Annotated in this window: 20 protein-coding genes; 12 read left to right on the top strand and 8 right to left on the bottom strand. The window is 44.6% G+C overall.

Features of this window, described 5'->3' with window-relative positions:
• Positions 1-227 precede the first annotated feature (227 nt).
• The 5 genes from ABQ275_RS24835 to ABQ275_RS24815 all read left to right on the top strand — a co-directional run bounded on the left by ABQ275_RS24835 (position 228) and on the right by ABQ275_RS24815 (position 8282).
• Positions 228-2804, top strand: a complete 2577-nt coding sequence (locus ABQ275_RS24835; protein ID WP_349315844.1) for a hypothetical protein — start codon at positions 228-230, stop codon at positions 2802-2804.
• A gap of 21 nt (positions 2805-2825) precedes the next feature.
• Complete coding sequence (locus tag ABQ275_RS24830; RefSeq protein ID WP_349315843.1) at positions 2826-3746, top strand: transglutaminase domain-containing protein; 921 nt, start codon at positions 2826-2828, stop codon at positions 3744-3746.
• Positions 3747-3762: 16 nt separating this feature from the next.
• Entirely contained in the window at positions 3763-5613 is a 1851-nt protein-coding gene (locus tag ABQ275_RS24825; RefSeq protein ID WP_349315842.1) for a chloride channel protein, read from the top strand.
• Between the two features lie 168 nt (positions 5614-5781).
• On the top strand, positions 5782-6387 hold the full coding sequence (locus ABQ275_RS24820; RefSeq protein WP_349315841.1) for an NAD(P)H-dependent oxidoreductase: 606 nt from the start codon (positions 5782-5784) through the stop codon (positions 6385-6387).
• A 2-nt stretch (positions 6388-6389) separates the two neighbouring features.
• Entirely contained in the window at positions 6390-8282 is a 1893-nt protein-coding gene (locus ABQ275_RS24815; protein ID WP_349315840.1) for a monovalent cation:proton antiporter-2 (CPA2) family protein, read from the top strand.
• Here the strand turns inward: ABQ275_RS24815 and ABQ275_RS24810 are convergent, their stop codons facing one another.
• From ABQ275_RS24810 to ABQ275_RS24800, 3 genes are all read right to left on the bottom strand, one after another.
• Positions 8283-8534 carry a hypothetical protein gene (locus ABQ275_RS24810; protein WP_349315839.1) on the bottom strand — a complete coding sequence of 84 codons (252 nt, stop codon included), beginning with the start codon at positions 8532-8534 and terminating at the stop codon, positions 8283-8285.
• A gap of 24 nt (positions 8535-8558) precedes the next feature.
• Positions 8559-8798 (bottom strand): hypothetical protein, encoded by a 240-nt coding sequence (locus ABQ275_RS24805; RefSeq protein ID WP_349315838.1) that lies wholly within the window; start codon positions 8796-8798, stop codon positions 8559-8561.
• Positions 8799-8954: 156 nt separating this feature from the next.
• A complete protein-coding gene (locus tag ABQ275_RS24800; protein WP_349315837.1) occupies positions 8955-10142 on the bottom strand; it encodes a DUF5009 domain-containing protein in 1188 nt (395 codons plus the stop codon).
• A gap of 148 nt (positions 10143-10290) precedes the next feature.
• On the opposite strand from ABQ275_RS24800, the gene ABQ275_RS24795 reads away from it, so the two are divergent.
• From ABQ275_RS24795 to ABQ275_RS24785, 3 genes are all read left to right on the top strand, one after another.
• The gene (locus tag ABQ275_RS24795) at positions 10291-12339 is read left to right on the top strand and encodes a M13 family metallopeptidase (RefSeq protein ID WP_349315836.1); all 2049 of its coding nucleotides are present in this window, start codon (positions 10291-10293) and stop codon (positions 12337-12339) included.
• 197 nt (positions 12340-12536) lie between these two features.
• A complete protein-coding gene (locus ABQ275_RS24790) occupies positions 12537-12953 on the top strand; it encodes a GxxExxY protein (RefSeq protein ID WP_349315835.1) in 417 nt (138 codons plus the stop codon).
• Positions 12954-13016: 63 nt separating this feature from the next.
• Positions 13017-14096 (top strand): family 10 glycosylhydrolase, encoded by a 1080-nt coding sequence (locus tag ABQ275_RS24785; protein ID WP_349315834.1) that lies wholly within the window; start codon positions 13017-13019, stop codon positions 14094-14096.
• A gap of 77 nt (positions 14097-14173) precedes the next feature.
• On the opposite strand, the gene ABQ275_RS24780 is transcribed toward ABQ275_RS24785, so the two are convergent.
• Positions 14174-16468, bottom strand: coding sequence for a GH92 family glycosyl hydrolase (locus ABQ275_RS24780; protein WP_349315833.1), 2295 nt, complete (start codon positions 16466-16468; stop codon positions 14174-14176).
• Between the two features lie 340 nt (positions 16469-16808).
• Here ABQ275_RS24780 and ABQ275_RS24775 point away from each other — a divergent pair, with 340 nt between their 5' ends.
• Positions 16809-18659 carry an ABC transporter ATP-binding protein gene (locus ABQ275_RS24775; RefSeq protein WP_349315832.1) on the top strand — a complete coding sequence of 617 codons (1851 nt, stop codon included), beginning with the start codon at positions 16809-16811 and terminating at the stop codon, positions 18657-18659.
• A gap of 600 nt (positions 18660-19259) precedes the next feature.
• The gene (locus ABQ275_RS24770; protein ID WP_349315831.1) at positions 19260-19463 is read left to right on the top strand and encodes a dodecin family protein; all 204 of its coding nucleotides are present in this window, start codon (positions 19260-19262) and stop codon (positions 19461-19463) included.
• A 74-nt stretch (positions 19464-19537) separates the two neighbouring features.
• Here the strand turns inward: ABQ275_RS24770 and ABQ275_RS24765 are convergent, their stop codons facing one another.
• The 3 genes from ABQ275_RS24765 to ABQ275_RS24755 form a co-directional block, all read right to left on the bottom strand.
• The gene (locus ABQ275_RS24765; protein ID WP_349315830.1) at positions 19538-20377 is read right to left on the bottom strand and encodes a universal stress protein; all 840 of its coding nucleotides are present in this window, start codon (positions 20375-20377) and stop codon (positions 19538-19540) included.
• A gap of 96 nt (positions 20378-20473) precedes the next feature.
• Positions 20474-21151, bottom strand: a complete 678-nt coding sequence (locus tag ABQ275_RS24760) for an ATP-binding cassette domain-containing protein (protein WP_349315829.1) — start codon at positions 21149-21151, stop codon at positions 20474-20476.
• Positions 21148-21525, bottom strand: a complete 378-nt coding sequence (locus ABQ275_RS24755) for a hypothetical protein (protein WP_349315828.1) — start codon at positions 21523-21525, stop codon at positions 21148-21150. Before ABQ275_RS24755 ends, ABQ275_RS24760 begins: the two co-directional genes overlap by 4 nt.
• Before the next feature lie 761 nt (positions 21526-22286).
• Between ABQ275_RS24755 and ABQ275_RS24750 the strand changes: the two genes are divergently transcribed.
• On the top strand, positions 22287-23288 hold the full coding sequence (locus tag ABQ275_RS24750; RefSeq protein WP_349315827.1) for a PDDEXK nuclease domain-containing protein: 1002 nt from the start codon (positions 22287-22289) through the stop codon (positions 23286-23288).
• A gap of 196 nt (positions 23289-23484) precedes the next feature.
• Positions 23485-23769: a hypothetical protein gene (locus ABQ275_RS24745; protein ID WP_349315826.1), complete on the top strand. Its 285-nt coding sequence runs from the start codon at positions 23485-23487 to the stop codon at positions 23767-23769.
• Between the two features lie 47 nt (positions 23770-23816).
• On the opposite strand, the gene ABQ275_RS24740 is transcribed toward ABQ275_RS24745, so the two are convergent.
• Positions 23817-24092 (bottom strand): hypothetical protein, encoded by a 276-nt coding sequence (locus ABQ275_RS24740; RefSeq protein WP_349315825.1) that lies wholly within the window; start codon positions 24090-24092, stop codon positions 23817-23819.
• Positions 24093-24111 lie beyond the last annotated feature (19 nt).

Raw genomic sequence — 24111 nt, 5'->3', positions numbered from 1 at the left:
AAATTTGCAAGCGTTATTTTCCATTATAAACTTGCTTATCTCATATTTATATATGATATTCATTCTTATATTATTGGGGAAAGCCCATTCATTGTAAATATTTATCTATATGAACAGAATTAATATATTCTGTTCATTTTGTTCATTCCAGGATGTTGAAATCTAAATCGCTGAAGCATACGTACTTAAAACGGTATCGAAAATTCCAAAATCCATTAGCGTCCCCTATGATTGATCTATCCTATGACTTCATCATAACACTGCAAAAAGAGGTTTTGCGGGTATTTGGTGTTGAAGTCATTTTACCAGCAGAATGCAAACAGCTATCCCAGTCCATACTGGACAGCACTACTAAGTTGATGAGTGAAACCACCCTCAAAAGGGTTTTCGGATTTGCCGTGGCACAACACAGCTTTTCCCGTTATACGCTCAACACCCTCTCCCAGTATTGTCAGTATAAAGACTGGGAAGACTTTCAGCAGTATCATTACAAGAAAATGATGGCGTCTTCTGATTCGGCTCCACAGGACACCAAAAAATGGGATGACCTGAAAATCAAAGCCGATGCAGTATCCCATTACACCATCCTCACGCTGAAAAACCGCTCCGGCATTGCCTTTCCCAACACAGTACCCCGGCAGTTCTGCAATGCACATATTGACCGGTTCCTGGAAAGCGACTATACCGCCACTGCATTGATAGCCCCTTCCGGATGGGGTAAATCTGTGGCCCTCGTTCACCTCGCCGAACACTTCTGGTTTGCACGGGAAGCGCGGTATCAACAGGATGTGTGCTGGTTCATTCATGCCCACGCCGCCGGTAGTCTCCTCCTCAAAGGATTCTCCCTCGCCGCCTGGCTAGATAACCAGATGAACATGGGCAACGGCGAAAATTTCCGGGAATATTTCGCCAGCCACTTCGATAAAAAAGGCGGACGACTCATATTAATAATAGACGGCTTTGACGAAATCGCCGTGTCAGGAGAAAAACTAAAAGTACTCTACACCAAACTGGAGGACTTCGTATACTCCAATGACCTGTACCCCTGGGTAAAGGTGATCCTCTCCATCCGCAGCAGTACCTGGTCTGAAATATTCCAGCACTCCCAGCAATACCCGGCATTCCGCCGCTACTGGTACCTGGGACAGGAAATGGACGAGGAAACAAACATCAATCTCCCCCAACTGGCGGAACAGGAAGTAAAATCAATCCTTTATAATCATCAGTTCGATCCCGCTACCGTAAAAACATTTTCCGAAAGCTTCCTGCAAAAACTGCAACACCCTTACTACCTGCAGCTCTTTTGCCAGTTAAATGCAGGCCCGGAACAAACCTTTGTAGACGAACACCTGAGCCTTTTTGAAATTGTATCCCGGTTCATTCAGAACAGGGTGTTCAATTCACCCAGCAATTCCTTTAAAATAAAAATCATTGAAAAGCTGCTAACGCTGCTGGATATGGGGAAAAACGGTATTTATACCAATAAAAATCTGCTCCTGAATCAGAATGCTGAACTTTTCCCCGCTTATAAAGAATTACTGGCAGATAATATCCTGGTAGAAGAAAATCTGAGCCAGGAAATCATGTTTCATGTGAAAGTGCGCTTCGCTCATACTTTCCTGCTGGAATACTTTGTGGCCATGCATTACCTGCAACAGAGCAACCAGGAAATCAATGAATGCCTGCTCCTGAATATATTGATGCACCTCCCGCAATCACCCTACCGGATAGGTGTATTCCGCTGGCTTTTACGTTATGCCATCACGCATAAGCAAACAGACGGCATCATAAAAATGCTGCATCTGCCGCTGGCCAATATCGAAAAATCACACCTGCTGGAATACCTGGTACTCCACTATCAACACGATGGCAATAACCAGGTAGAACTCAAGTCTATTTTCCCCACAGGATTCTTCAAAAAGAATCCCATCAGCAATATTATTAATGACGAATTTATACATTTCAGAAAACGGAAAGTGCTGAATGCTTTGCTGGGACTGGCAGAAACCCGGGATGACAAGCTGAAGATCAGGAACATGCTCTTTACCATAGGCGTATTGCAACTGGACGCAGAGCAATGCGAAATGGAACTGAATGTCATTAAAAAAATATGCAGTTCAAGCGAAATAGAAGAAGATCTGTGGGTAACGCCCTACGAGATCTTACTCTTCATTTATGAGCACCTCAAATTTGGCATCGTTAACAAAGAAGTACGCGACAAGCTCTATAACTATCCCGAATACTGGGGCAAGATCTCTCCAAAACCAATCTCTGTATCACAAGAGATTGTATTCCGTAATATGGGGATCGCATTTTTATTGATGGGAGATTATGACCGCCTCCTGGATTTTACCATCCGGTTATTTGATACCTATCCGTCGCTACAGCACCGCAAAACAGACTCCTTCCGCCTGATGATATTGTGCTGGCAAGCCCACGCTTACCTGGGACTCGGCAATATTAAGTCAGCAGAACGCCTGTGTGCGCATATCGACAAGGTGATGAAAAAATATTCCTCCGATTATTTCAGTGGCAAATACCTGGAAGCATTTTATAAACTACTGCATGCCACCGTATATTTTAGTGAGCACGAATTTCATAAAGCCATCCGTACAGCTGAAACTGCCGTAGAAAACGCACAGAAACTGGATTTTAAAGTACTTGCGCTGATGAACTTTGGCTTGCTTAAAAAGATATATAAGGAGTTAAATATGGACAAACAGCAATGTGATACCATGCAGCAAATTGAGCTGATCCGGAAAAGTACTTCCTTTAAACAGGCAGTTCCTAATTTTGCGCGATGATTATGGCATAATTTTGTTTTCTTGCATAGCATAATGGCCATTGATGAAAGCAAATACACCGCCACTCAAAAAATACTGCTCAACTTATTGAGCCTGCTGACGTTATTACCGCTGGCGCCATACATAAACCGGTTCATGCCCCCCATTGTTGCAGGTGGCTGGCATATTGACCTCGTTATTGCTGTTGCCATCAGCTTCCTGCTGGTGTACCTGCTCCGCTGGATCTTCAGACCACTGATCATTCCCGCTTTTATCCTCTTATGCAGCCTGCTGTTATTTAATAAATATACCGACCGCTATACTTTTACCAACGTACTCAATGACTATAAAGGTATGGTACAGGGCAACTGGGGCGCAAAAGACAGCAAACAGCTGGATATCCTCAGCTTATATCCCCGGCGCGTGGAAAGCTACCGAGATAAAACCGTACGGGGTATACGCGAAAAAATCAACATCCAGGATTCGGTGGTCCGTAATTTCTCCGTCAAACATTCACTCGAATATTACGATGAATACTTCTATAAATTTGGTAAGATCACGCGGTTCCTTTCCCTCTTCCGTTATATCAACACCCATTTCAAATATGTACTGGACTCCCGCCGCGATGAATACTTTGCAACGCCGCAGGAAACTATTCAGAACGGATTGGGTGGCGACTGTGATGACCACTCTCTTTTAATGACCTCCTGCCTGCAATCCATAGGCGCGCGTTGCCGCATTGTACTGATCAAAGGACATGCGTATCCTGAACTCTATTGCGGTGACAAAGACGATTTTGAGATCATGAAACAGGCCATCATCACGCTTTTCCCCAAGCCGGTGGTGCGGGAAATCTATTACCACGAACTGAAAGGAGAGTACTGGATCAATCTTGATTACACCGCCCGGCATCCCGGCGGCCCTTACATGAATGATAAAGTTTATGCATTGATTGAGCTGTGATCCCTAAATTTGCGCCATGAGCCAGTTTAACCACATCCGGAAATATCATAGCTTCATCAGGTTCAGAAAGGACTTCGAACAGTTCAGCATGAAGAAGGCCAGAAGCTACGAGCTAGTCATCCACTGGCTGCACAGTAAAATGAACAGGAGCCAGTTCCTGCTGTTATCCGGTATACTGGTAGGTTGCGCTGCGGGTTTGGCCGGTGTGGTGCTTAAACTCCTGGTACATTATATCCATTATGTTATCACCTACAAAGTACATTTCAGTACACAGGTTATCTTTTATATTGTATTTCCATTTCTCGGAATTGTACTCACTACACTGATCGTGATCTGGTTTTTTAAGGGACAGTCGAGAAAGGGCATCCCTGCTATACTCCATGAAATAGCGTTGAACTCCAGCCTGATCCCGCCGGTAAAAATGTACTCACAGATCCTGCAAAGTGCGATAACAGTAGGTTTGGGAGGCTCCGCCGGTTTGGAAAGTCCGATTGCGGTAACGGGTGCAGCACTTGGCTCTAACTATGCCCGCACCTATCACCTGGGATATAAAGAGCGTACCTTGTTGCTGGCTGCCGGCGCTACTGCCGGTATCGCAGCGGCTTTCAACGCGCCCATTGCCGGTATGATGTTCGCCTTTGAGATTTTGCTGACGGGTGTTGTGTTTTCAGATTTTATGCCGTTGGTAGTGGCCGCTGTTTGCGGAAGCCTGTTATCAAAAATCATTTTGCAGGAAGAAGTATTATTTCACTTTGAATCCCGCGTACCTTTCAACTATCACAATCTTCCTTTCTATATTGCCCTGGGCCTGCTATGCGGTTTCTATGCACGGTACTTTGTGGTGTTATCACAAAAAGTAGAACATTTTTTCAAACACCTGAAATGGAGCGCCCTGCGCAAAGCCATGCTGGGCGGGGTGCTGGTATCTGCACTGTGCGTGATCCTGCCACCTTTGTTCGGAGAAGGTTATACCAGTGTGAAATCGCTCGCCAGCGGCGGCGGCGAAGAAATCCTTCAGAACAGTTTCTTCCGGTATCTTCCGTTGCAAAGCTGGATGATCCTGGTATTCACCGGCTGTATCTGCCTGTTGAAAGCGTTCGCCACTTCCCTCACCATCCAGAGTGGTGGCAACGGCGGGAATTTTGCGCCGTCCCTTTTTGCAGGCGGGTTCTTAGGATTTTTCTTTGCTATGCTATGTGTACAGCTCGGGTTCACCGATGTTCCCGTTACCAACCTTGTTATCGTCGGTATGGCCGGCGTGATGGCCGGTGTAATGTATGCACCGCTCACCGCCATCTTCCTGATCGCTGAATCCAGTTCGGGTTATGACCTGTTTATCCCGCTGATGATCGTATCTACCATCTCATTTCTGATGGCAAAATGGTTTTCTCCCATCTCACCGGATATTAATGAACTGGCAAAAGAAGGAAAAGTATTTACACGCGAACATGACAAGAACATCCTCCTGCTCCTGAAAATGGAGGACCTGGTAGACAGGGATATATTGAAGATAGATATTAACGCCACCCTCCGCCAGTTGATAGACGTGGTAAAAGAAGGCACCCGGAATATTATCGGGGTCGTGAATCAGCAGCAGGTACTGGAAGGCATTATTACCCTGGATGATCTCCGCCCCATCATGTTCAACCCGGAACTATACGATACCATGACTGTTAAAAAAATCATGAAGGCCCCGCCGGCTGTGGTTACCCTGAAAGATAACATCAACTATGTGATCAATAAATTTGAGGAAGCAAATGTGTGGGCCCTGCCGGTAGTACAGGATAAAAAGCTCGTGGGCTTCATCTCAAAATCAAGTATTCTGAATAAATACAGGTTGCTGTTGCAGGAATATTCAGAAGGGTAGACCAGGATTAAACGGATATAAAGATTTACCATGATTTATTTTTTGTTGTTTATAAGATTTTTTAAGATGTAAACGTAATTTACACTTACATCTTCCCTGATTTTTTAACTAACAACAAAAAATAAATCATGGTAAATCTTTATATCCGTTTAATCCTGGTCCTGGTCTATGGCTAAAATCCTGATCAACTTCGCTCACCCTGCACTGGAAAAATCAAGGATGCACAAGCAATTGCTGGCGATGATCAAAGGTATGCAGGGTATTACGCTCAATGATCTGTATGAACAATATCCGGATCTGGATATTGATGTAAACAGGGAACAGAAGCTACTGGAACAGCATGATGTTATATTGCTGCAGCATCCTTTTTACTGGTACAGTGCACCTGCTATAATAAAGCAGTGGATGGACCTGGTACTGGAACATGGCTGGGCTTATGGTCATACCGGCAAAGCCTTAAAGGGTAAGTACCTGAGCAATGTTATTTCCGCAGGAGGTCCCGAGAGCGGCTATAACGCAGCAGGGCATCACCGTTTTACGATCCACCAGTTTTTGGCTCCTTTCATACAAACCGCTGCGTTGTGCAATATGCCATATGCAGCGCCTTATGTTATTTATGGTGTGCACCGGATGGATAACATAGACATAAAAAAAGAGGCGCAACAATTCAGACAGGTATTGGAACACTTGCGGGACGGGCATATTGACCTGTCGGCATTGCCGCAACTGACGTATATGAACCAGATTCTTCAACTTCCTTCTCAAACACAATAGATATGGATCAACACTCTTTGCTATTTCAGTCGATGGTATACCTGGCTGCTGCTATTGTGTTTGTGCCCATTGCAAAAAAAATGGGATTGGGCGCTGTGCTGGGATACCTGATTGCGGGTATTATTATAGGTCCTTCTTTATTGGGTTTTATAGGTAAAGAGGGAGAAGATATTATGCACTTCGCCGAATTTGGCGTGGTGATGATGTTATTTTTGATAGGTATTGAACTGGAGCCTGCGCTGTTATGGCGTTTGCGGGCATCCATTCTGGGGTTGGGCGGATTGCAGGTAATCCTCAGTGCGGCCGCTATTGCCGCCATTGCCTACTGGATAGGACAGCCACTGAATGCATCGCTGGCGCTGGGCATGATCCTCTCTTTATCCTCTACGGCCATTGTATTACAAACCTTGAATGAGAAAGGGTGGATGGGTACGGCCGCGGGGCAAAGCGCCTTTTCGGTGCTGCTCTTCCAGGATATTGCAGTGATCCCCATGCTCGCCCTGTTCCCTTTACTGGCTACTGCCGCCATAACCGCTGGAGACATACAAGGACATTCCCTGAGAGACGGCTTACCCGGATGGGGACAAACGCTGGTAGTACTGGGTGCGGTAGTCACTATTATTATTGGTGGCAGGTACCTGGTCCGTCCGCTGATGCGGGTAATTGCCCGTACGCGGGTACGTGAGCTCTTCACCGCCACGGCCTTGCTGATGGTGGTAGCCATTGCCGTACTCATGAACCTGGTAGGTCTCAGCTCCGCGCTGGGTGCTTTTCTGGGCGGCGTAGTGCTGGCCAACAGTGAATATCGTCATGAGCTGGAAAGCGATATTGAGCCTTTCAAAGGATTGCTGTTGGGATTGTTTTTTATTGCAGTGGGCGCCTCTATAGATTTTAAACTGATCATGCAGGAGCCTTTGCTCATAATCGGGCTGGTATTGGGTTTGATGGCGGTGAAAGCAGTGGTGTTGCTGGTGCTGGGAAAGATCTTTAAACTCAGTACCGATCAGAACCTGCTCTTTGCTTTTGCGCTGGCAGACATCGGTGAATTTGCTTTTGTATTGCTGGCATTTACGACGCAAACGAAGATCCTCGATGCGCACCTCACTGCCATGTTAACCGCCATTGTAGCCACCAGTATGGCGCTTACACCTTTGATTATGCTGTTGTATGAAAAAGTGATTCAACCCCGTTACACCCGCGACAAAGACCGGGAGGAAAGACGCAGCGATGAAATCAATGAAAAAAATCCGGTGATCATAGCGGGCTTCGGCCGCTTCGGCAGCATGACAGGGCGTTTCCTGCGTGCCAACGGCGTGAAGTGCACCATCCTCGACCTGGACTCGGACCGGGTAGACGCACTGCATAACCTGGGCATCAAAGTATATTATGGCGATGCATCGCGGTATGATTTACTGGCGGCAGCCGGAGCCGCAGATGCCAAACTACTGATCATCGCTACTGACCACCGGGAACAAACACAGGAAATTGTAACCATCGCCCAGCGTTACTTCCCCCACCTTCAGCTGCTGGTAAGAGCGCAACAGATAGAAGACACTTTTGAACTGATGGATCTGGGTGTATTACATATTTACCGGGAAACGGTAGACACTTCCCTCCGCATGGGCGCCGATGCGCTGAACATGCTGGGCGAAAGGGCTTATCACAGTCACCGCGCTGCACGTACCTTTTTAAAACAGGATGAAAGCACGCTGAAAGGCTTATCGGCCCTACGCGACGACAAAAAACAATACATCAACAGTATGAAGGAACGCATTGATGAAATGGAAAAGCTCATCTCTTCAGATCGTGTAAAAACATGGTTGGACGAAGGCCACGGATGGGACCCGGAATCTATACGTGATGAAGTGAGGGGAGAGCCGGAAAGCGAAGCCTGATCACTGAATATGCTGTATAATCAACTCCGCCACATGATGTAATAGTTCAACGTCTACATTGGGTGTATGGTCGTGCATGGGTTTACTTGAAACTGCGCGTACAAAACCTTCTTCATCGGGTTCGTAAGTAATTTCGTGTTCTGCAATATTTACTTTGTACACGGTTTTATATTGCTGGAAGCCAGTATGTACTTCCAGGATATGGGGGTGACCTTTATATTCAAATTTCAGGGTAAAAATATCTGCGGACATATGACACAATCGTTGTGTGATCCCTTATTCCGGTTCATTGTGATGCTCGTGATAGTAGCGTTTGATCCTATCCTTTTCATCGCGGGAAAGCTGATGAATAAACCACAGCGAAAAATAAGCAAGACCACTAATGATAAATATGTAGCCTATAAAGCCAAGGGTATGGAACACTTTGAACCACATCCAATCGTTCAAAAAGGCATACTGTGCTAAGGTAGCTAAAATCACTCCTGTTAAAGCCAATACAATTGCTATTTTTTTCATGGGGGTGAATTTTGGGATAAAAAAATTCCTGATAACAGACAATACACACAAACCAGATGCCATGGAATATCTACGTAGTACACACCGTTTAAGATGTTTTGCACGTAGATATTTCTCTACATTACGTTTATTATAACGCGGGGATGTGTAAGATAGTTACAGCTGCAAACGAATATGGAGTTTGTTTAAGCCTTTTACAATAAACAACATGGCTACTGCATAAAAAGCGCACCATATTACACCTGGCAAACCCTCACCCAACACAGCCGGGAGGCTGATGCCCAGCAGGATCATCAGGAAATAAACAATATCAGGCAGGATATAGGTCAGCAACGGGTTGGAGCCGGCCGGCCGGAAGAAAGAAGTCCATTTGCTGATCTTTTTTACATCTATCAAAAAATATAAAAAAGAAAATATGGCTACACATATGGCGGCGCTATACAAACACCAGCTGGGCGTAGCCAATACTTTTGATACTTTAAAAGAAGGACGTAACAGGGCCGCCGCAATCAGCAACAGGGCGAAATAGCCGGTTACCCGGGAAACCAGTTTACTCCCTCTCAGGTCAATGTCTTCATCAAAATAAAATAATGACAACAACATCCCGCATAAAACCACCGACGTATGCGCAGCGTTGCCGCTTTGCGATGCCAACCAACGCCATCCGCCCTGGTGCATAAACGGCTGTTGACATAAAATATAATAACCGGTACATACCGCTATCATCAGAAAAATACCTCCCGCAACACCTTTGAAAAGCTGGTAGATAATACAGGCATACAGGTAAGCCCATCCTATCAGTCCCAGTATTCCCCACCACTGCGGCGTTAAGCGCCCCGTACCCGCTTCGCCGCCGCGGTACATCAACGCCAGGATAATCAGCCCTGCGATGCCTGCGCCTTTAAAGCACCAGCTGATCCACTGCTGTTTAAAAGTGTATACATTCCATACCAGGATGGCGCATGCATAAAACAGGAGGGTCCATAATGCCGGACGCATCCCCGTGGCTTCACCATTGATGTTGCCGGTATTTACCATGAATACGCCGAGCACCAGCAGCCCCAGCGTACGCCATAAAATATGTTGCTGTAATTGCAGGAAGCTATCGCCCTTCGCCAGCCGGCTGTTGATTGCGAAAGGAATGGACATTCCCACGATAAACAAAAAGGCAGGAAACACCACGTCCACAAAGGTCATGGCGTCTTCATCCGCATGTGCATGCTGCATCCAGGAAGGGATGCCACTCACACCGGCCACACTGTTCACAAAAATCATGATCAGTATCGTGATGCCCCGGAAGGCGTCAATAGATAAAATGCGGCCAGTAGTAAGTCTGTTGATCATAACAGGATATTTGCGGATTGATATGCTAACAAAATACAATTTAATAATTGTATTCCATCCTGTAATCATGATCCATTCAGCCCATTTTAAGGATAGGGATTATGAAAAATATTTACCTTTCCGCTGTTAACAACAACCTTAAAAGCTTATGAAGAAATATCTGCTCACCACTATGGGAATAGCCGGCATGGCTACTTTCATGGCCTGCAACCAGGGGAAGCGTACTCCTGATGCCACGCAGTCCACCCCTGATGCCCTCGCAGCCAATGTTGACAGTACCGTCAACCCTGCACAGGATTTTTTTGATTACGCCAACGGCGGCTGGATCAAACGCAATCCCATTCCCCCCGAATACAGCTCCTGGGGAATCGGTAACCTCGTACAGGAAGAACTGTACAAAAGATTACGCATTATCAATGAACATGCGGCAGAGAACCCTGCTGACGACATCTCCCGCAAAATAGCTGCTTTCTGGAAAAGCGGGATGGACTCCGTAGGCATCAATGCTGCCGGCATCAAACCGATTGAAGATCAGTTGAAAGCCATTGACGCCGTCACTACCCCGCAGCAATTGCTCCAACTGGCCGCCACGCAAAACATCTTCACCGGCGCCATGTGCCAGACGTACATTGCACAGGATGCCAAAAACAGTGATGTAATGGCGCTGCAATTCTACCAGGGCGGCCTGGGCCTGCCCAACCGCGATTACTATTTCAATACAGACGACCGAACCACCAAAGTAAGACAAGCCTACCCGGCGCATATTGCACGGATGCTACAGTTTACCGGTCTTGACAGCAGCGCCGCCAACACCGCAGCCAACAACATCCTGCAACTGGAAACCATCCTGGCAAAATCCAGCCGCAAACTGGAAGCCCTGCGCGACCCGGAAGCCAACTACCACAAAATGCCGGTAACGGCATTAAACAAAATTGCCGGCAACATCGACTGGATCTCCTTCATCAAACAACAAGGTGTCAACAGCTTTGCAGATACCATTATTGTTGGTCAGCCGGAATTTTACACGGCGCTCAGTAATGCCGTCAAATCGCAACCACTGGAAACCTGGAAGAACTACCTGAAATGGCATCTCATCAGTAGCGCCGCACCTGCCCTCAGCGATACCATCGCCTTAACAGACTTTGCTTTCTACGGCACCCTGCTCAGAGGCCAGGAAAAACAAAAGCCCCGCTGGAAACGTGTACTGGATACTGAAGAACGCGCCATGGGCGAAGCCCTCGGACAACTATTCGTAAAAGAATTTTTCAACGCCACCGCCAAAAAAAGATATGAAGCACTCGTGGAAGATATTCGCGGCGCATTAAAAATACGCATCCAAAACCTCACCTGGATGAGCGACAGCACCAAAGAAAAAGCACTTTACAAATTATCCAGGATCACCAAAAAAGTAGGCTACCCTGATAAATGGAAAGACTTCTCTGCCATGGAAATCAAGGAGCAATCATACTTACAGAATATCACTGCCGCTCATAAATGGTGGCATCAATATGAAATCAATAAACTGGGCAAACCTGTAGACCGCAACGAATGGGACATGACACCACAAACCTACAACGCCTACTACAACCCCAGCAACAACGAAATCGTATTGCCTGCCGGTATCTTCACCGTTCCCGGCAAGCGCGATGAAGAACTCGATGATGCCCTCGTATACGGCTACGCCGGCGCTTCTACGATAGGTCATGAAATAACACATGGCTTTGATGATGAAGGCCGCCAATTCGATGCTGCCGGCAACTTAAAAAGCTGGTGGACCAAGGACGATGCCGCCAAATTCAATGCACGTGCTGCCGTGATGGTCAAACAATTTGATGATTATGTAGTGGTAGACAGTCTCCACATAAATGGAAAAGCCACCCTCGGCGAAAATATCGCCGACCTCGGCGGCATCCTCCTGGGATGGGATGCGTTTCAACAAACCGACCAATTTAAGAAAGGAGAAAAGATTGCCGGATATACGCCATCGCAGCGGTACTTCATGGGTTATACCTTAGGATGGCTGAGTCATACTAAAAAAGAAGAACTCGCCAGACGGGTACTCATTGATGTACATTCTCCTGCTAAATTCAGGGTAAACGGGCCTTTCAGCGATGTAGACGCCTTCTATGAAGTGTATGGCGTGAAACAGGGAGATGGTATGTGGAGAGCAGATAGCACGCGGGTGAGAATCTGGTAACTGACCAGGATTAAAGGACTATCAGGATTTATAGGATGGGTGTAGGATAAAAGAACAAAGCGGATGATACGGAAACATTTCTCCGCTTTGTTATTTTGGGTTTTTAATTAGTGAACTTTTATTAAATTAGATGTATTGTTTGTTATCCTTACCTTATTTATTTGTTGTTTTGTTATTGTTTGATTAACCAACCGGCTATGAATAATTACCAACCAAAATTTCATGAAATTACGGGTAAAATAATAGGGTGTGCGATGAAAACACATCGTATATTGGGCAATGGTTTCCAGGAATTTATCTATCAACGTGCGTTGGAAATTGAAATGCAGAAAGAAGGTGTTACTTTTGAAAGAGAAAAAGCAATGCTAATTTTATATCAGGGAGTATCTATAGGAACCAGGAGGGTGGATTTCCTCGTTGAAGAAAGATTACCTATAGAACTAAAAGCAATAATAAAACTAGAAGCTGTTCATTTAACACAAGCATTAAATTATCTGGAGATCTACAACAAGGAAATAGGACTGCTCATTAACTTTGGCAGCATTAGCCTGGAGTTTAAACGCTTATACAATGGTAAATTTAACGAAAATATTTCCTCTTCATCCTCTACATAACCACAAAACACCCATCCGGTTAATCCTCAAAATCTATATAATCCTGGTCAGAAAATAACAAAGATGGATAAACGTCATTTTATTAAAGCACTGGGTATTGGTGGACTAGCATTGGCAAAACCGTCGATACCCGCCAGTGCGGCGGTCAAAACGGCGCCACGGCGCATGGAAAAGCTCACCGCACAACACCGGGTGTGGATCAATCCGGATCATAAGGATACCGCAGCCATACTGCAAAAACGCTATGCCGCCTACAAAAACGCCGGCATCGCTGATATCTTTTTTGAAGCCGACAGTGAGCTGCATTTCAAAACAGCCAAAGCCAACGGCATCAATGCTCACCGCTGGATGTGGACGATGAACCGGGGAGAGAAAGAACTGCTGGCCAGTCACCCGGAATGGTATGCTAAAAACCGTAAGGGTGAGTCCTGCGCGGATCATCCGCCGTATGTAAATTACTACAGGTGGCTTTGTCCCAGTAAACCGGAAGTGGTAAACTATCTCAAAGATCAGGTAGAAAAGATCCTCTCCAAAGATTATGTAGATGGCATTCACCTCGATTATGTACGGTTCTGCGATGTAATTTTACCGGTGAATTTATGGAGTAACTATGGTATCGATCAATCGCGGGAATTGCCGGAATATGATTTCTGTTATTGTGAAGATTGTCGCAATGCCTACAAAGCTAAAAACGATGTAGATCCGCTGAAGATAGAACATCCCGATCAAAGCCCGTCGTGGCGCAAGTTCCGGTACGACTGCATTACCAATGTGGTTAACAACCTCGCACAGGTAGCGCAACAACATAAAAAACCTATTTCCGCCGCAGTATTCCCCACACCGGAAATAGCCAAACGTATTGTACGGCAGGACTGGACCAACTGGCAGCTGAATGCCGTATGTCCCATGATCTATCACGGTTTCTACAGAGAAAATATAAACTGGATTGGCGATGCCGTAGCAGAAGGCGTTAAAGCATTACACGGTGCATTCCCCTTGTATGCCGGGCTTTATCTGCCGGACTTCCACGGTAACTATAACGACTTGCAGGAAGCCATCAGGCTATCAATACAAAATGGCGCCGCAGGCGTTTCTATTTTTGGAGAAGTAACGCCGGAAGTATTGCGGGTACTCGCATTGTGATGATAAGAAAAGATATAAAAGCAAAGCGCCCATGCAGTACGATTCCTACATGGGCGCTTGTTTTATCTTCTTAATAATTATAATTCAGATACTGTTCCCGGCCTGTCTGCCACGTTCTTACCAAAATCATAATTAGGTTTATTACCCATTTTCACTACCATGGTACCACCTTTCACCAGATCCTGGTGCAGGATAAAGCTTTTGTTGTAAGGCTTACCATTGAGTGTGATACTTTGGATATAGATATTTTCACCGCTGTTCTGCATGGTTTGCACCGTGAATGTTTTGCCACCAGGCAGTTTCACAGTAGCTTTATCAAACAGCGGGCTACCCAATACATACACCCCATTAGCAGGGTTTACAGGATAGAAGCCCAGGGCAGAGAAAATATACCAGGATGACATAGCACCGCAATCTTCGTTACCGGCAAGTCCTTCAGGCTGATCAAAATAAAAATCTTTCATGACCTGTCTTACCTTCTCAGCGGTTTTCCATTGATTACCGGCAAAGGCATACATGTAAGTAACGTGATGACTCGGCTCATTGCCGTGTGCATACATACCGATCAATCCGGAGATATCATTAGATGCTTCCGCACCCATATCCCCTTTAGCGGTGAAGAGGCTGTCGAGCTTGCGGGTAAAGGCTTCGTCGCCTCCCATCAGGTTGATCAGGCCATCTACATCCTGTGGTACCAGCCAGGTATATTGCCAGCCGTTGCCTTCTGTAAAGTCGCCTTTTTCGTGAACGGAATTGAAAGGATCGTACGGTGTTTTGAAGCTGCCATCGCTCATACGCGGACGTACAAATTTAATGGTGCTATCAAAATAATTTTTATAGTAGCCGGCGCGCTTTTTATAGTATTCATAATCTTCCTGCTTACCCATTTTTTTTGCCATCGCCGCTATGCACCAATCATCGATTGCATATTCCAGTGCTTTGGAAACGGATTCGTATTCTTTATCTGCCGGAATATATCCTCTTTCTTTTACGTATTTCACGCCCAGGTCATCGCGGGTAGAAGATGCTTTCATGGCCGCAAATGCATCTTCTGCATTGAAGCCGGTAAAGCCTTTCAGGTAAGCATCCACGATAGGAGGTACCGCGTGATAGCCTACCATACAATTGGTTTCACTACCCATCAACGGCCAGATAGGCAATTTGCCTTGTTGCTTAAAGATGGTGAGCATGGAGTTCACAAAGCTGTTTACTTTTTCCGGATGCAGGATTGTACTCAATGGTGCGCAGGAGCGATAAATATCCCACAGGGAGAAAACAGAGTAGTTGTCGAAACCCGGATCAGGATATACTTTTTTATCGGTGCCGCGATAACTGCGGTCATGATCGTTGAATAATGCAGGATCGATCATGGTATGATACAGCGCGGTGTAGAACACGCGGCGTGCGGCAGCATCTTTTGTTTCGATGTTTACTTTGGAGAGTTCTTTATCCCATTTGGCGTTGGCGTTGTTTACCACTTTCGTGAAATCCCAGCCGGGTATTTCTGCCTTGATATTCGCCAGTGCATTTTCACTGCTGACAGGTGAAATCCCTACTTTCAACATGACCTGTCCGGGTGATTTATCAAAGGAGATTACTCCTTTCACCGCTTTCGCTTTAACGGAAGTACCGGCTTGCTGTTCGTCTCCCTCAAAAACAACAAACTTCGTTACCGGCACAGAAGATTTTATGGCGAACCAAAGGCGTTGATCTTCTGCCCAACCTTTGGAGAAACGGTATCCTTCCAGGGTATATTCATCTACCTGGCGGATATATGTTTCTACGGGCGCATCCCATCCAATGCCTTCTTTCAGGTCAATGATGATGTTGGAAGGCTGATTTTCAGGAAAAGTATATTTATGGAAAGCGACTCTTTCGGAGGCGGTTAATTCTACCTGTACATTATAATCATCCAGGTGAACGGCGTAATAGCCGGGGCGGGCTTTCTCGCGTGCATGTGAATAGTGGGAGCCATAACCTGAAGTTGGATCTTCCTGTGTACCGCGGTTAGTCTTTATTTTACCCGTGTATGGCATAATGAGTACATCGCCAAGGTCGCCGATACCGGTGCCGCTGAGATGTGTTTGAGAGAAGCCTATCACGACACTGTCTGAATAGTGATATCCTGAGCACCAGTCCCAACCTTTCACAATATTGGTAGGTCCGGCCTGCACGGCGCCATAAGGAACGCTGGCACCCACAAATACGTGCCCGTGGCCACCGGAGCCGATATATGGATCTACTGAAGCTACTGATTTACTTTCCACAAAGCCTGTTGTTGCCGGCCGTTTTACCTGGGCGTCTGCCTGTATGCCAACCAACATCACGGCAGATAGCGCAAATGCGCTGCCAATCCTGAATCCCGATTTCATAATCAAAAACCTTTAAGCAGGCAAGATACGGGGTCATGATAACTTTCCAAGCGTATTTTTTATAAGTGGTTGTCTGCCCCGGGGACGGGAACAGGCCGGGATGCTGCATCCGGACCAGGAAGATAGAGGGAGGTAGCAGCGTTTACTCGTCAAAAGAGGACCACTGTTTTGATTTCATATTGATAGCTGCAATACAGCCTGCGATAACCCCTATACTACCGGCGATGACCAGAACAATAAGTATTCCCATTAGATGACAGTTTTTGCATTCTCCGTATAAGATACAAATCTTACGCTGAAATGTTTGGGGCAACACCGCACAAATATGTAAATTACTGTTATGAGTACATTTAGCAACCCGCGGAAAAAGCGGTCGGAGAAGGATGAGAAGTTAACCTTCCGGGAGCGGCTGGCAGCATTGCGCAACCTCCCTGCCTTTTTCAGGATGGTGTGGCAAACCAGCCCCGGGCTAACCATTGCGAATACGTTATTACGCATTGCCCAGTCGGCGATGCCGCTGTCGTTATTGTATGTAGGCAAGTTGATCATAGACCAGGTGGTGCTGTTGAGTAAAGACAATTCCCAGCATTCCCCGCAATATTTATGGCAGCTGGTGGCCCTGGAATTCGGGCTGGCCATTATTTCCGATGCATTGAGCAGGGCCATTTCCCTGCTGGATAGTTTGCTGGGCGACCTGTTTGCCAACCACACCTCGGTGAAGATCATGCAACATGCCGCCGCCCTGGATCTCGACCAGTTTGAAGACGCAGAATTTTATGATAAACTGGAGCGTGCCCGTCAACAAACATCCGGCAGAACGGTGCTGTTGTCGCAGGTATTGAGCCAGGTGCAGGACCTGATCACGATGGGCTTCCTGGCAGCGGGGTTGATGCTGTTCAATCCCTGGTTGATCCTGCTGCTATTGCTGGCAGTGCTCCCGGCCTTTTTAAATGAAACGCACTTCAATGACCTGTCATATAAGCTCACCTGGGGACAGACATCTGATCGCCGGGAGCTGGATTATATCCGCTACCTGGGCGCCAGCGATGAAACAGCCAAAGAGGTAAAAGTATTTGATCTCTCCAACTTCCTCATTCATCGTTTCCGTATTATATCAGATAAGTTTTATGGAGATAAAAAACACCTGGAAGTCCGCCATTCCGTGTGGGGTACCGTGTTTGCCATGTTGGGAAGCGCCGGCTATTATGCCGCCTATATCCTCATCATCCTGCAAACGATCAGCGGGCACTTAACAATCGGTGATCTCGCCTTCCTGGCGGGTTCCTTCCGGCAGCTGAGGGGAACATTCCAGGGCATTCTGATCCGGTTTTCCAGTGTTACACAAGGAGCGATGTACCTAAGGGATATGTTTGATTTCTTTGAGATAAAATCCAGGATGGCAACACCCGCAACTCCACGTCACTTTCCTGCTCCTATACAACAGGGATTTACTTTTGAAGATGTTGGCTTTAAATATCTCAACGCTGAAAAATGGGCGATCCGTCACCTCAACTTCACCCTGCATGCCGGCGAGAAGCTCGCACTGGTAGGAGAGAACGGCGCCGGTAAAACCACGCTGGTAAAATTACTCTCCCGGTTATACGACCCCGCAGAAGGTCGGATACTTCTCGATGGTATAGACCTCCGGGAATATGATCTGCAGGAACTACGTACGCAGGTAGGCGTTATATTCCAGGATTATCAACGCTACCAGATGACAGTAGCACAGAACATCGCTGTAGGCAATATCGACCAGACCAACAACCGCCCCCTCATTGAAGATGCTGCGCGGCAAAGTCTTGCGGAACCGCTTATCGAAAAAATGCCACATGGCTACGATCAGATGTTAGGCCGCCGCTTTAACCAGGGCATAGAACTCTCCGGAGGCGAATGGCAGAAGATAGCCCTGGCACGCGCCTACATGAAAGACGCCCAGCTACTCATTCTCGACGAGCCCACCTCCGCACTGGATGCACGCGCAGAATACAATGTATTCCTGCGCTTCGCTGATCTCACCCGCAACAAAACGGCAGTATTAATATCGCATCGTTTTTCTACTGTACGTATGGCTAACCGTATCCTCGTACTGGAAAAAGGACAGCTGGCAGAAATAGGCAGTCACGAAGAACTGCTGAAGCGCGGAGGTAAGTATGCGGAGTTGTTTGAATTGCAGGCAGCAGGGTATAAGTAGTTATGAACCTTATACCTGATGGGGCCAGGTTCAAAGGCTACCGTGACGACACATCTCCAGCCATTGCATCCTGGAAATAGAGGCCCGGGGCTAAAGCCACCGGGCCTCTATTTCGGGTTGCACAATGGCTAAAGATGTGTCCTCACGATAGGGTTCAAAGGGGAGCAAATGCTTTAAAGGAAGCAGCTTACAATTGTACATATAATCAATCTCACCAAACATTTATTGCTGCTAAATCCGGCTATAACTATGTAGAAGCTCGTCATTTAATTCCATTATAGTTTCAAGGTAGTTTCGACTACAGTATTGATGTTCCCTAAAACATTATCGTATTATGTCCTAATTGCCATAAAGCAATTCATTATGGAAATGCGGATACCAAAAAGAAATTATTATAGCTCTTCTTCTCCCAAAGGAGTTCGCTATTGAAGGATAGAGGAATAAAAATACAGGAGGCATTGTTAATTCGATTATATTCGAAGAGCGAAGAGTTTGCAGAGTAAGTACGTTCCTGATATTGTGAAGAAGGAGATTTCGACGACTTTGTTTTCTAATCAATTATAAAAGACGAATATTCTCTCACTTACAAAAACATATCATATGGCTATCGTAAAAGTAATTGAAGTAATTGCCTCCTCTGAAAAAAGCATTGAAGATGCGCTCCAAAGTGCTGTTACCGAAGTCTCAAAAACCATCCACAATGTGGACTCGATATTCGTAAAGGATATTAAGGCCCATGTAAAAGATGGAAAGATAACCACCTATGGTTTGATCTGTAAGGTGTCCTTCAGAATAGATAAATAACGCTCCGTCATCCCGGTTTCATCAATGGCTGCTGTAGAAAATAGTGCCATAACAGTGGTGAAATATCAACACTGCTACTTCGTAGCGGGCAGGGATAATAACGGGATACTGGAATCATATGCCAACTTTTTAGAAATACTTCTACGAAACAAGGAGGCGAAAGTGCTATGCCTCTTGGGAACAGCCATAATCAGAGAGGCATGCTGTTGTTCGGAGAAAGCAAGGATGCCCTTCACCGTATCATCTTCATTGATATAATGAAAGGTTGGTTGATATTTTTCCAGGAGATTATGTAAGCTGGCTATCGCTTCTTTTGTTTCAGATAAATATTTTTCTTCTCCGGCGGGCGCCACATTTACCACGCACAAGTCTGCCGGGAACGCATCCAGGAATTTATACAGCTGTTCAACAGGCACCGTAGCGGGATCTTTCAGGTCCGTCGTAAAAACGATGGTTTTTATTCCTTTCCCGATGAAGGTTCCTTTAGGCACTACCAATACCGGCACTTCGCTGGTTTCCAGTATCTGGGTAGTTGTACTGCCAATTAACAATTTCTCAAGGTCGGACTTACCGGATACCCCCATCACAATGATGTCAATTTCTTCTTCCCTACATCGTTGATTGATAATGCTATGTAAAGGTGTGTTATCTGCAAGCAGATCAATTGCAACCGCATGTCCTGACATAGATTTAAGCTGATCGTGAAGCAGCCCCAGGGCCTCCATATTTTCCAGGTAAATATCGTGGTTGTTTTTTGACGTAGTTACGGGCAAATCCGTTCCTGTAACCATAGTCTGATAGGCATGATATAAAACGATCCGCTTTATTCCCAAAGAATCAGCCAGCTGACAACCATATTCAGCAGCGCGGAAAGCGGCATCCGAAAAATCCGTTAATATGAGCATCGATTTCATATGACTGGATGATTGGTTCAGGTAAGACACAACTAAATCCCTGCCAATACTGATGCGGAAGAGAAAGGGGTAAATACCTGATAATACTGTCCTTTCTTATACGGAGATTGTTCCTGCCGGTAGATAACCCCAATGCTCCAATTCGCTTAAAGAAGTCACTTTTTTACAGACGCCATTGGTCAATAGCATAAGGCTATCACTGGCTTTAATGATACTTTCATAGTCGTGGTCAGTAATAATAAACCCTTTTGTTGGTTGGTATTCTTTAAGCAGTTCTATGATAATTTCTCTGTATAGCGGCTCAATGTGCGAAAAGGGTTCATCCAAAAGAATAAAATCTGCCTCCAGATTAACGAGTAATAGCATCTCCAGATACCGTAATTCGCCTCCTGATAATGCTGTTACCCGTTTATGAATATGTTTTTCAATCCGCTCATTTTCAATGATTTTATTTCTACTCTTTTTATTATCAATAAATATCCTGACAATATTTTCTATAGAAATGTTCTTTGGAAGAAAAGGATGCTGCGGCAAATACGCTATTAAATTTTTATGCCGGTATGGCTGTTGATATATCTTTTTATTGATACTGATACTTTTATTATATGCAGGAAGTATTCCGAAAATTATCTTTAACAATGTCGATTTACCTGTCCCGTTTCTCCCCAGGATTCCAATAATATCCCCTGTTTCACATTTCAGGTAACAATCCGTTAATAGCTGATGACCGCCAAAATCTTTAATGATCCCGCAAACTTCCAATTCGTTTTTCATCCCGCAGCCATTGATTTTAATAAGAAAAATAAAATAAGGATAAGAAGATTAAAAAGATAGGATAAAATGATTAATGCAGTTTTGGAATATCCTTTATTGTAATAAAAATAATACTGCGATTTATACCTGAGTTCATAAAAAAAGAGGGCGAGAAAATAACCACCGGTACAGAAAGAAAACATGAAAACATTTAAAAAACCTATTATTTTATTCTCTCCACTAACACCTCCTAAAAGCCCAATCAGTCCGGAAAATAAAATATTAAACGTCAACAGTGCTTTATAATAATTAAATAAAACTTTCATCGACAACTTATAAGATCTTCCTCTATCAGTTAACACTCCTTTTACCCTGTTGAATACTTTATCATTCATAAAACCAGATTCAAAACATATATCTCATCAATTTACGGATAAAAATCATTCTTTTTTATGCAGATAAGTGGGGTATCAGATCAGTATTTCACTCAATTAAAAACCACGCCCGGTACCCCATGAAAAACTCCTCCCGGATAATTATACGCTAATTATCGGGGTAGCAGCCTCCTGATTTTGACCTTGCAGGTCAAAATCAGGACCTTTTAACCGCAAACTTTGACCTCAGCACACAAAACTTTGACCTCAAACATGGAAGCGTTGACCTCAGAGGTCAAAATTTGACTGTTAGACAGGCCGTTTTAGTGTCAGGAACCTCTGATTTTGAGGTCGGAGGTCAAAACTCCGGGTTAAAGGATCAAAACTTTCATGTTTTAGTATCAAAGGGGGAGTTCGAAGGTGGAAGCACTGACCGCTGAGAAGCTATTTAAAAATGATATTTAGAAACATCATATTGTGGAAAAGTGAATAAAAAGGCTATTGCCGTGAAGGTAGGATGATGCTAATTGAGAATAACTAGGCTTGTGGGAAGAAATACATTCGTAGATAAAATAAGAAAAAGAGCCGGGCAGGATGAGGAGCCAACGGTTGGAATTATTGATGCCCAAAGTGATATACTTATGCCCTTATATCTGACTGATCGTTTCAATCGGCACATCATTTTCAAACCTCACCATAATAACAAAACAGAGTTCATTTATATCAGATTGAGACACTGTATTAGCATGGCTTAAAGTATATTTGCTTTGCAACTTTTTCATATGGAATTATTGGAGCAAAAATACAAACAGCTCGTTTCCGGAATAGGACAATTGTTAGCCACCGGAAGGAAAAACGCAGCTCAACAGATAAATACCATTTTGGTGTATACCTATTGGGAAATTGGACGATATATTGTAGAATATGAACAAAAAGGGAGCGAGAAAGCTGAATATGGAAGCCAGTTATTTGACAAGCTATCCAAAGACCTCACTGCGTCTTACGGCAAAGGATTTAGCAGATCCAACCTGCTATACATGAGAAAATTATATAATAATTTCCCAATACGTGAGACACTGTCTCACAAATTGACATGGAGCCATTACTTTGAAATCCTCAAATCAGATTCAGATCTGGAAATTGGCTTTTACGCCAAACAATCTGAAAAAGAAAAATGGAGTGTAAGGGAATTAAAACGGCAAATGAAAAGTATGCTTTTTCATAGACTGGCTTTAAGTACTGACAAAGAAGGGATTTTAAAACTGGCCAATGAAGGACACGAAGTACAGCAAGCAGAAGATTTACTGAAAGATCCATTTGTGTTAGAATTCTTGAATATTCCTGAACAACACCTATATCTTGAAAGCGAATTAGAAGAAAAACTGATTAATAATCTTCAGCATTTCCTCTTGGAACTGGGGAAAGGATTTGCGTTTATAGGCAGGCAATACCGCATGAGTATTGGCGGTAAACATTTCAGACTTGATCTATTGTTTTATCACAGAATTTTGAAGTGCTTTGTTTTAATTGATTTAAAGAGAGGGGAAATTGATCATACTGATATTGGTCAAATGAATCTATATCTCAACTATTTTAAAAAAGAAGAGGCATCTGAAGGAGATAACGAACCTGTAGGAATATTATTAGGTGCATACAAAAACCATATCCTGGTTGAATATGCAACCAGCAGTATAACGAACAAAGTGTTATTAGCTAAATATCAGTTATACCTACCAGATAAGAAACAGTTGGAAAATGCGTTGAACAAACTACTTAATCAGTGACAGTTAGCGACAATTTAATAATTATATTGCTAACCTCAACGCTCACTTTTCTATCCTTATATATCTTTCCACAACTTTACCACTAAAAACTATCGAAAGGGGAGAAGTGACGTCACGCCTTCTGTACATGTTCATTCTTCATTTTTTTGGGACTATATTAGCATTCAACACAAGTAAAAAATCACGCCCGCATCCCATGAAAAAGCGTCTGTTGGAACTACTCGTCATTTATATCATTTATCTCGCGGTTTTACTCCTATACATCGTGTTACACAATGGCTATATTGCAAAGGCACTCTCGTCTCTCATCATCTGGTTGTTGCCTTTTATAGTTATACTGCCAACGCAGTTCATCGCTTTTATGATCGGGGTAGGGTGGCCTACCAACAGCGACCGGATAGATACCCGCATATATCGGCTTACGCACCTGATTGTATTTAGTATTATTATTATCCTGGTAGCTTTTTCATTGTATAAGTAAAGCGCCTGGCAACAGAATACCAGACGCTTCTTTAATAATGATAAAGATTATACTACCTGGTACCATGGCAGGCCATCACTGCCTCCGGGATGATGAATAGATGGTGTAATATTGTTTCCGTTGAGGTCAAACCAGGGGAATGTGCTCCTGCCTGCAGGATGATACATTGTTGGATAGACCTTATTCTCTCTTATTTCAAACCATGCCTGTGCATTGGTACCACTGGAGTGATGTACGGTATTAAACATTTTGCTGTCACGGATTTCGTACTCAGCCAGACCACTCCAACCGTCCGGATGATGTAAGGTTCTGTAAATATTCATATGCTGATTTTTGGGTTAA

This window comes from Chitinophaga sp. MM2321, from assembly GCF_964033635.1.
Classification (GTDB): Bacteria; Bacteroidota; Bacteroidia; order Chitinophagales; family Chitinophagaceae; genus Chitinophaga.
Note: the sequence above shows the minus strand (reverse complement) of the source record. Positions and strands in the feature narration are given on the sequence as shown.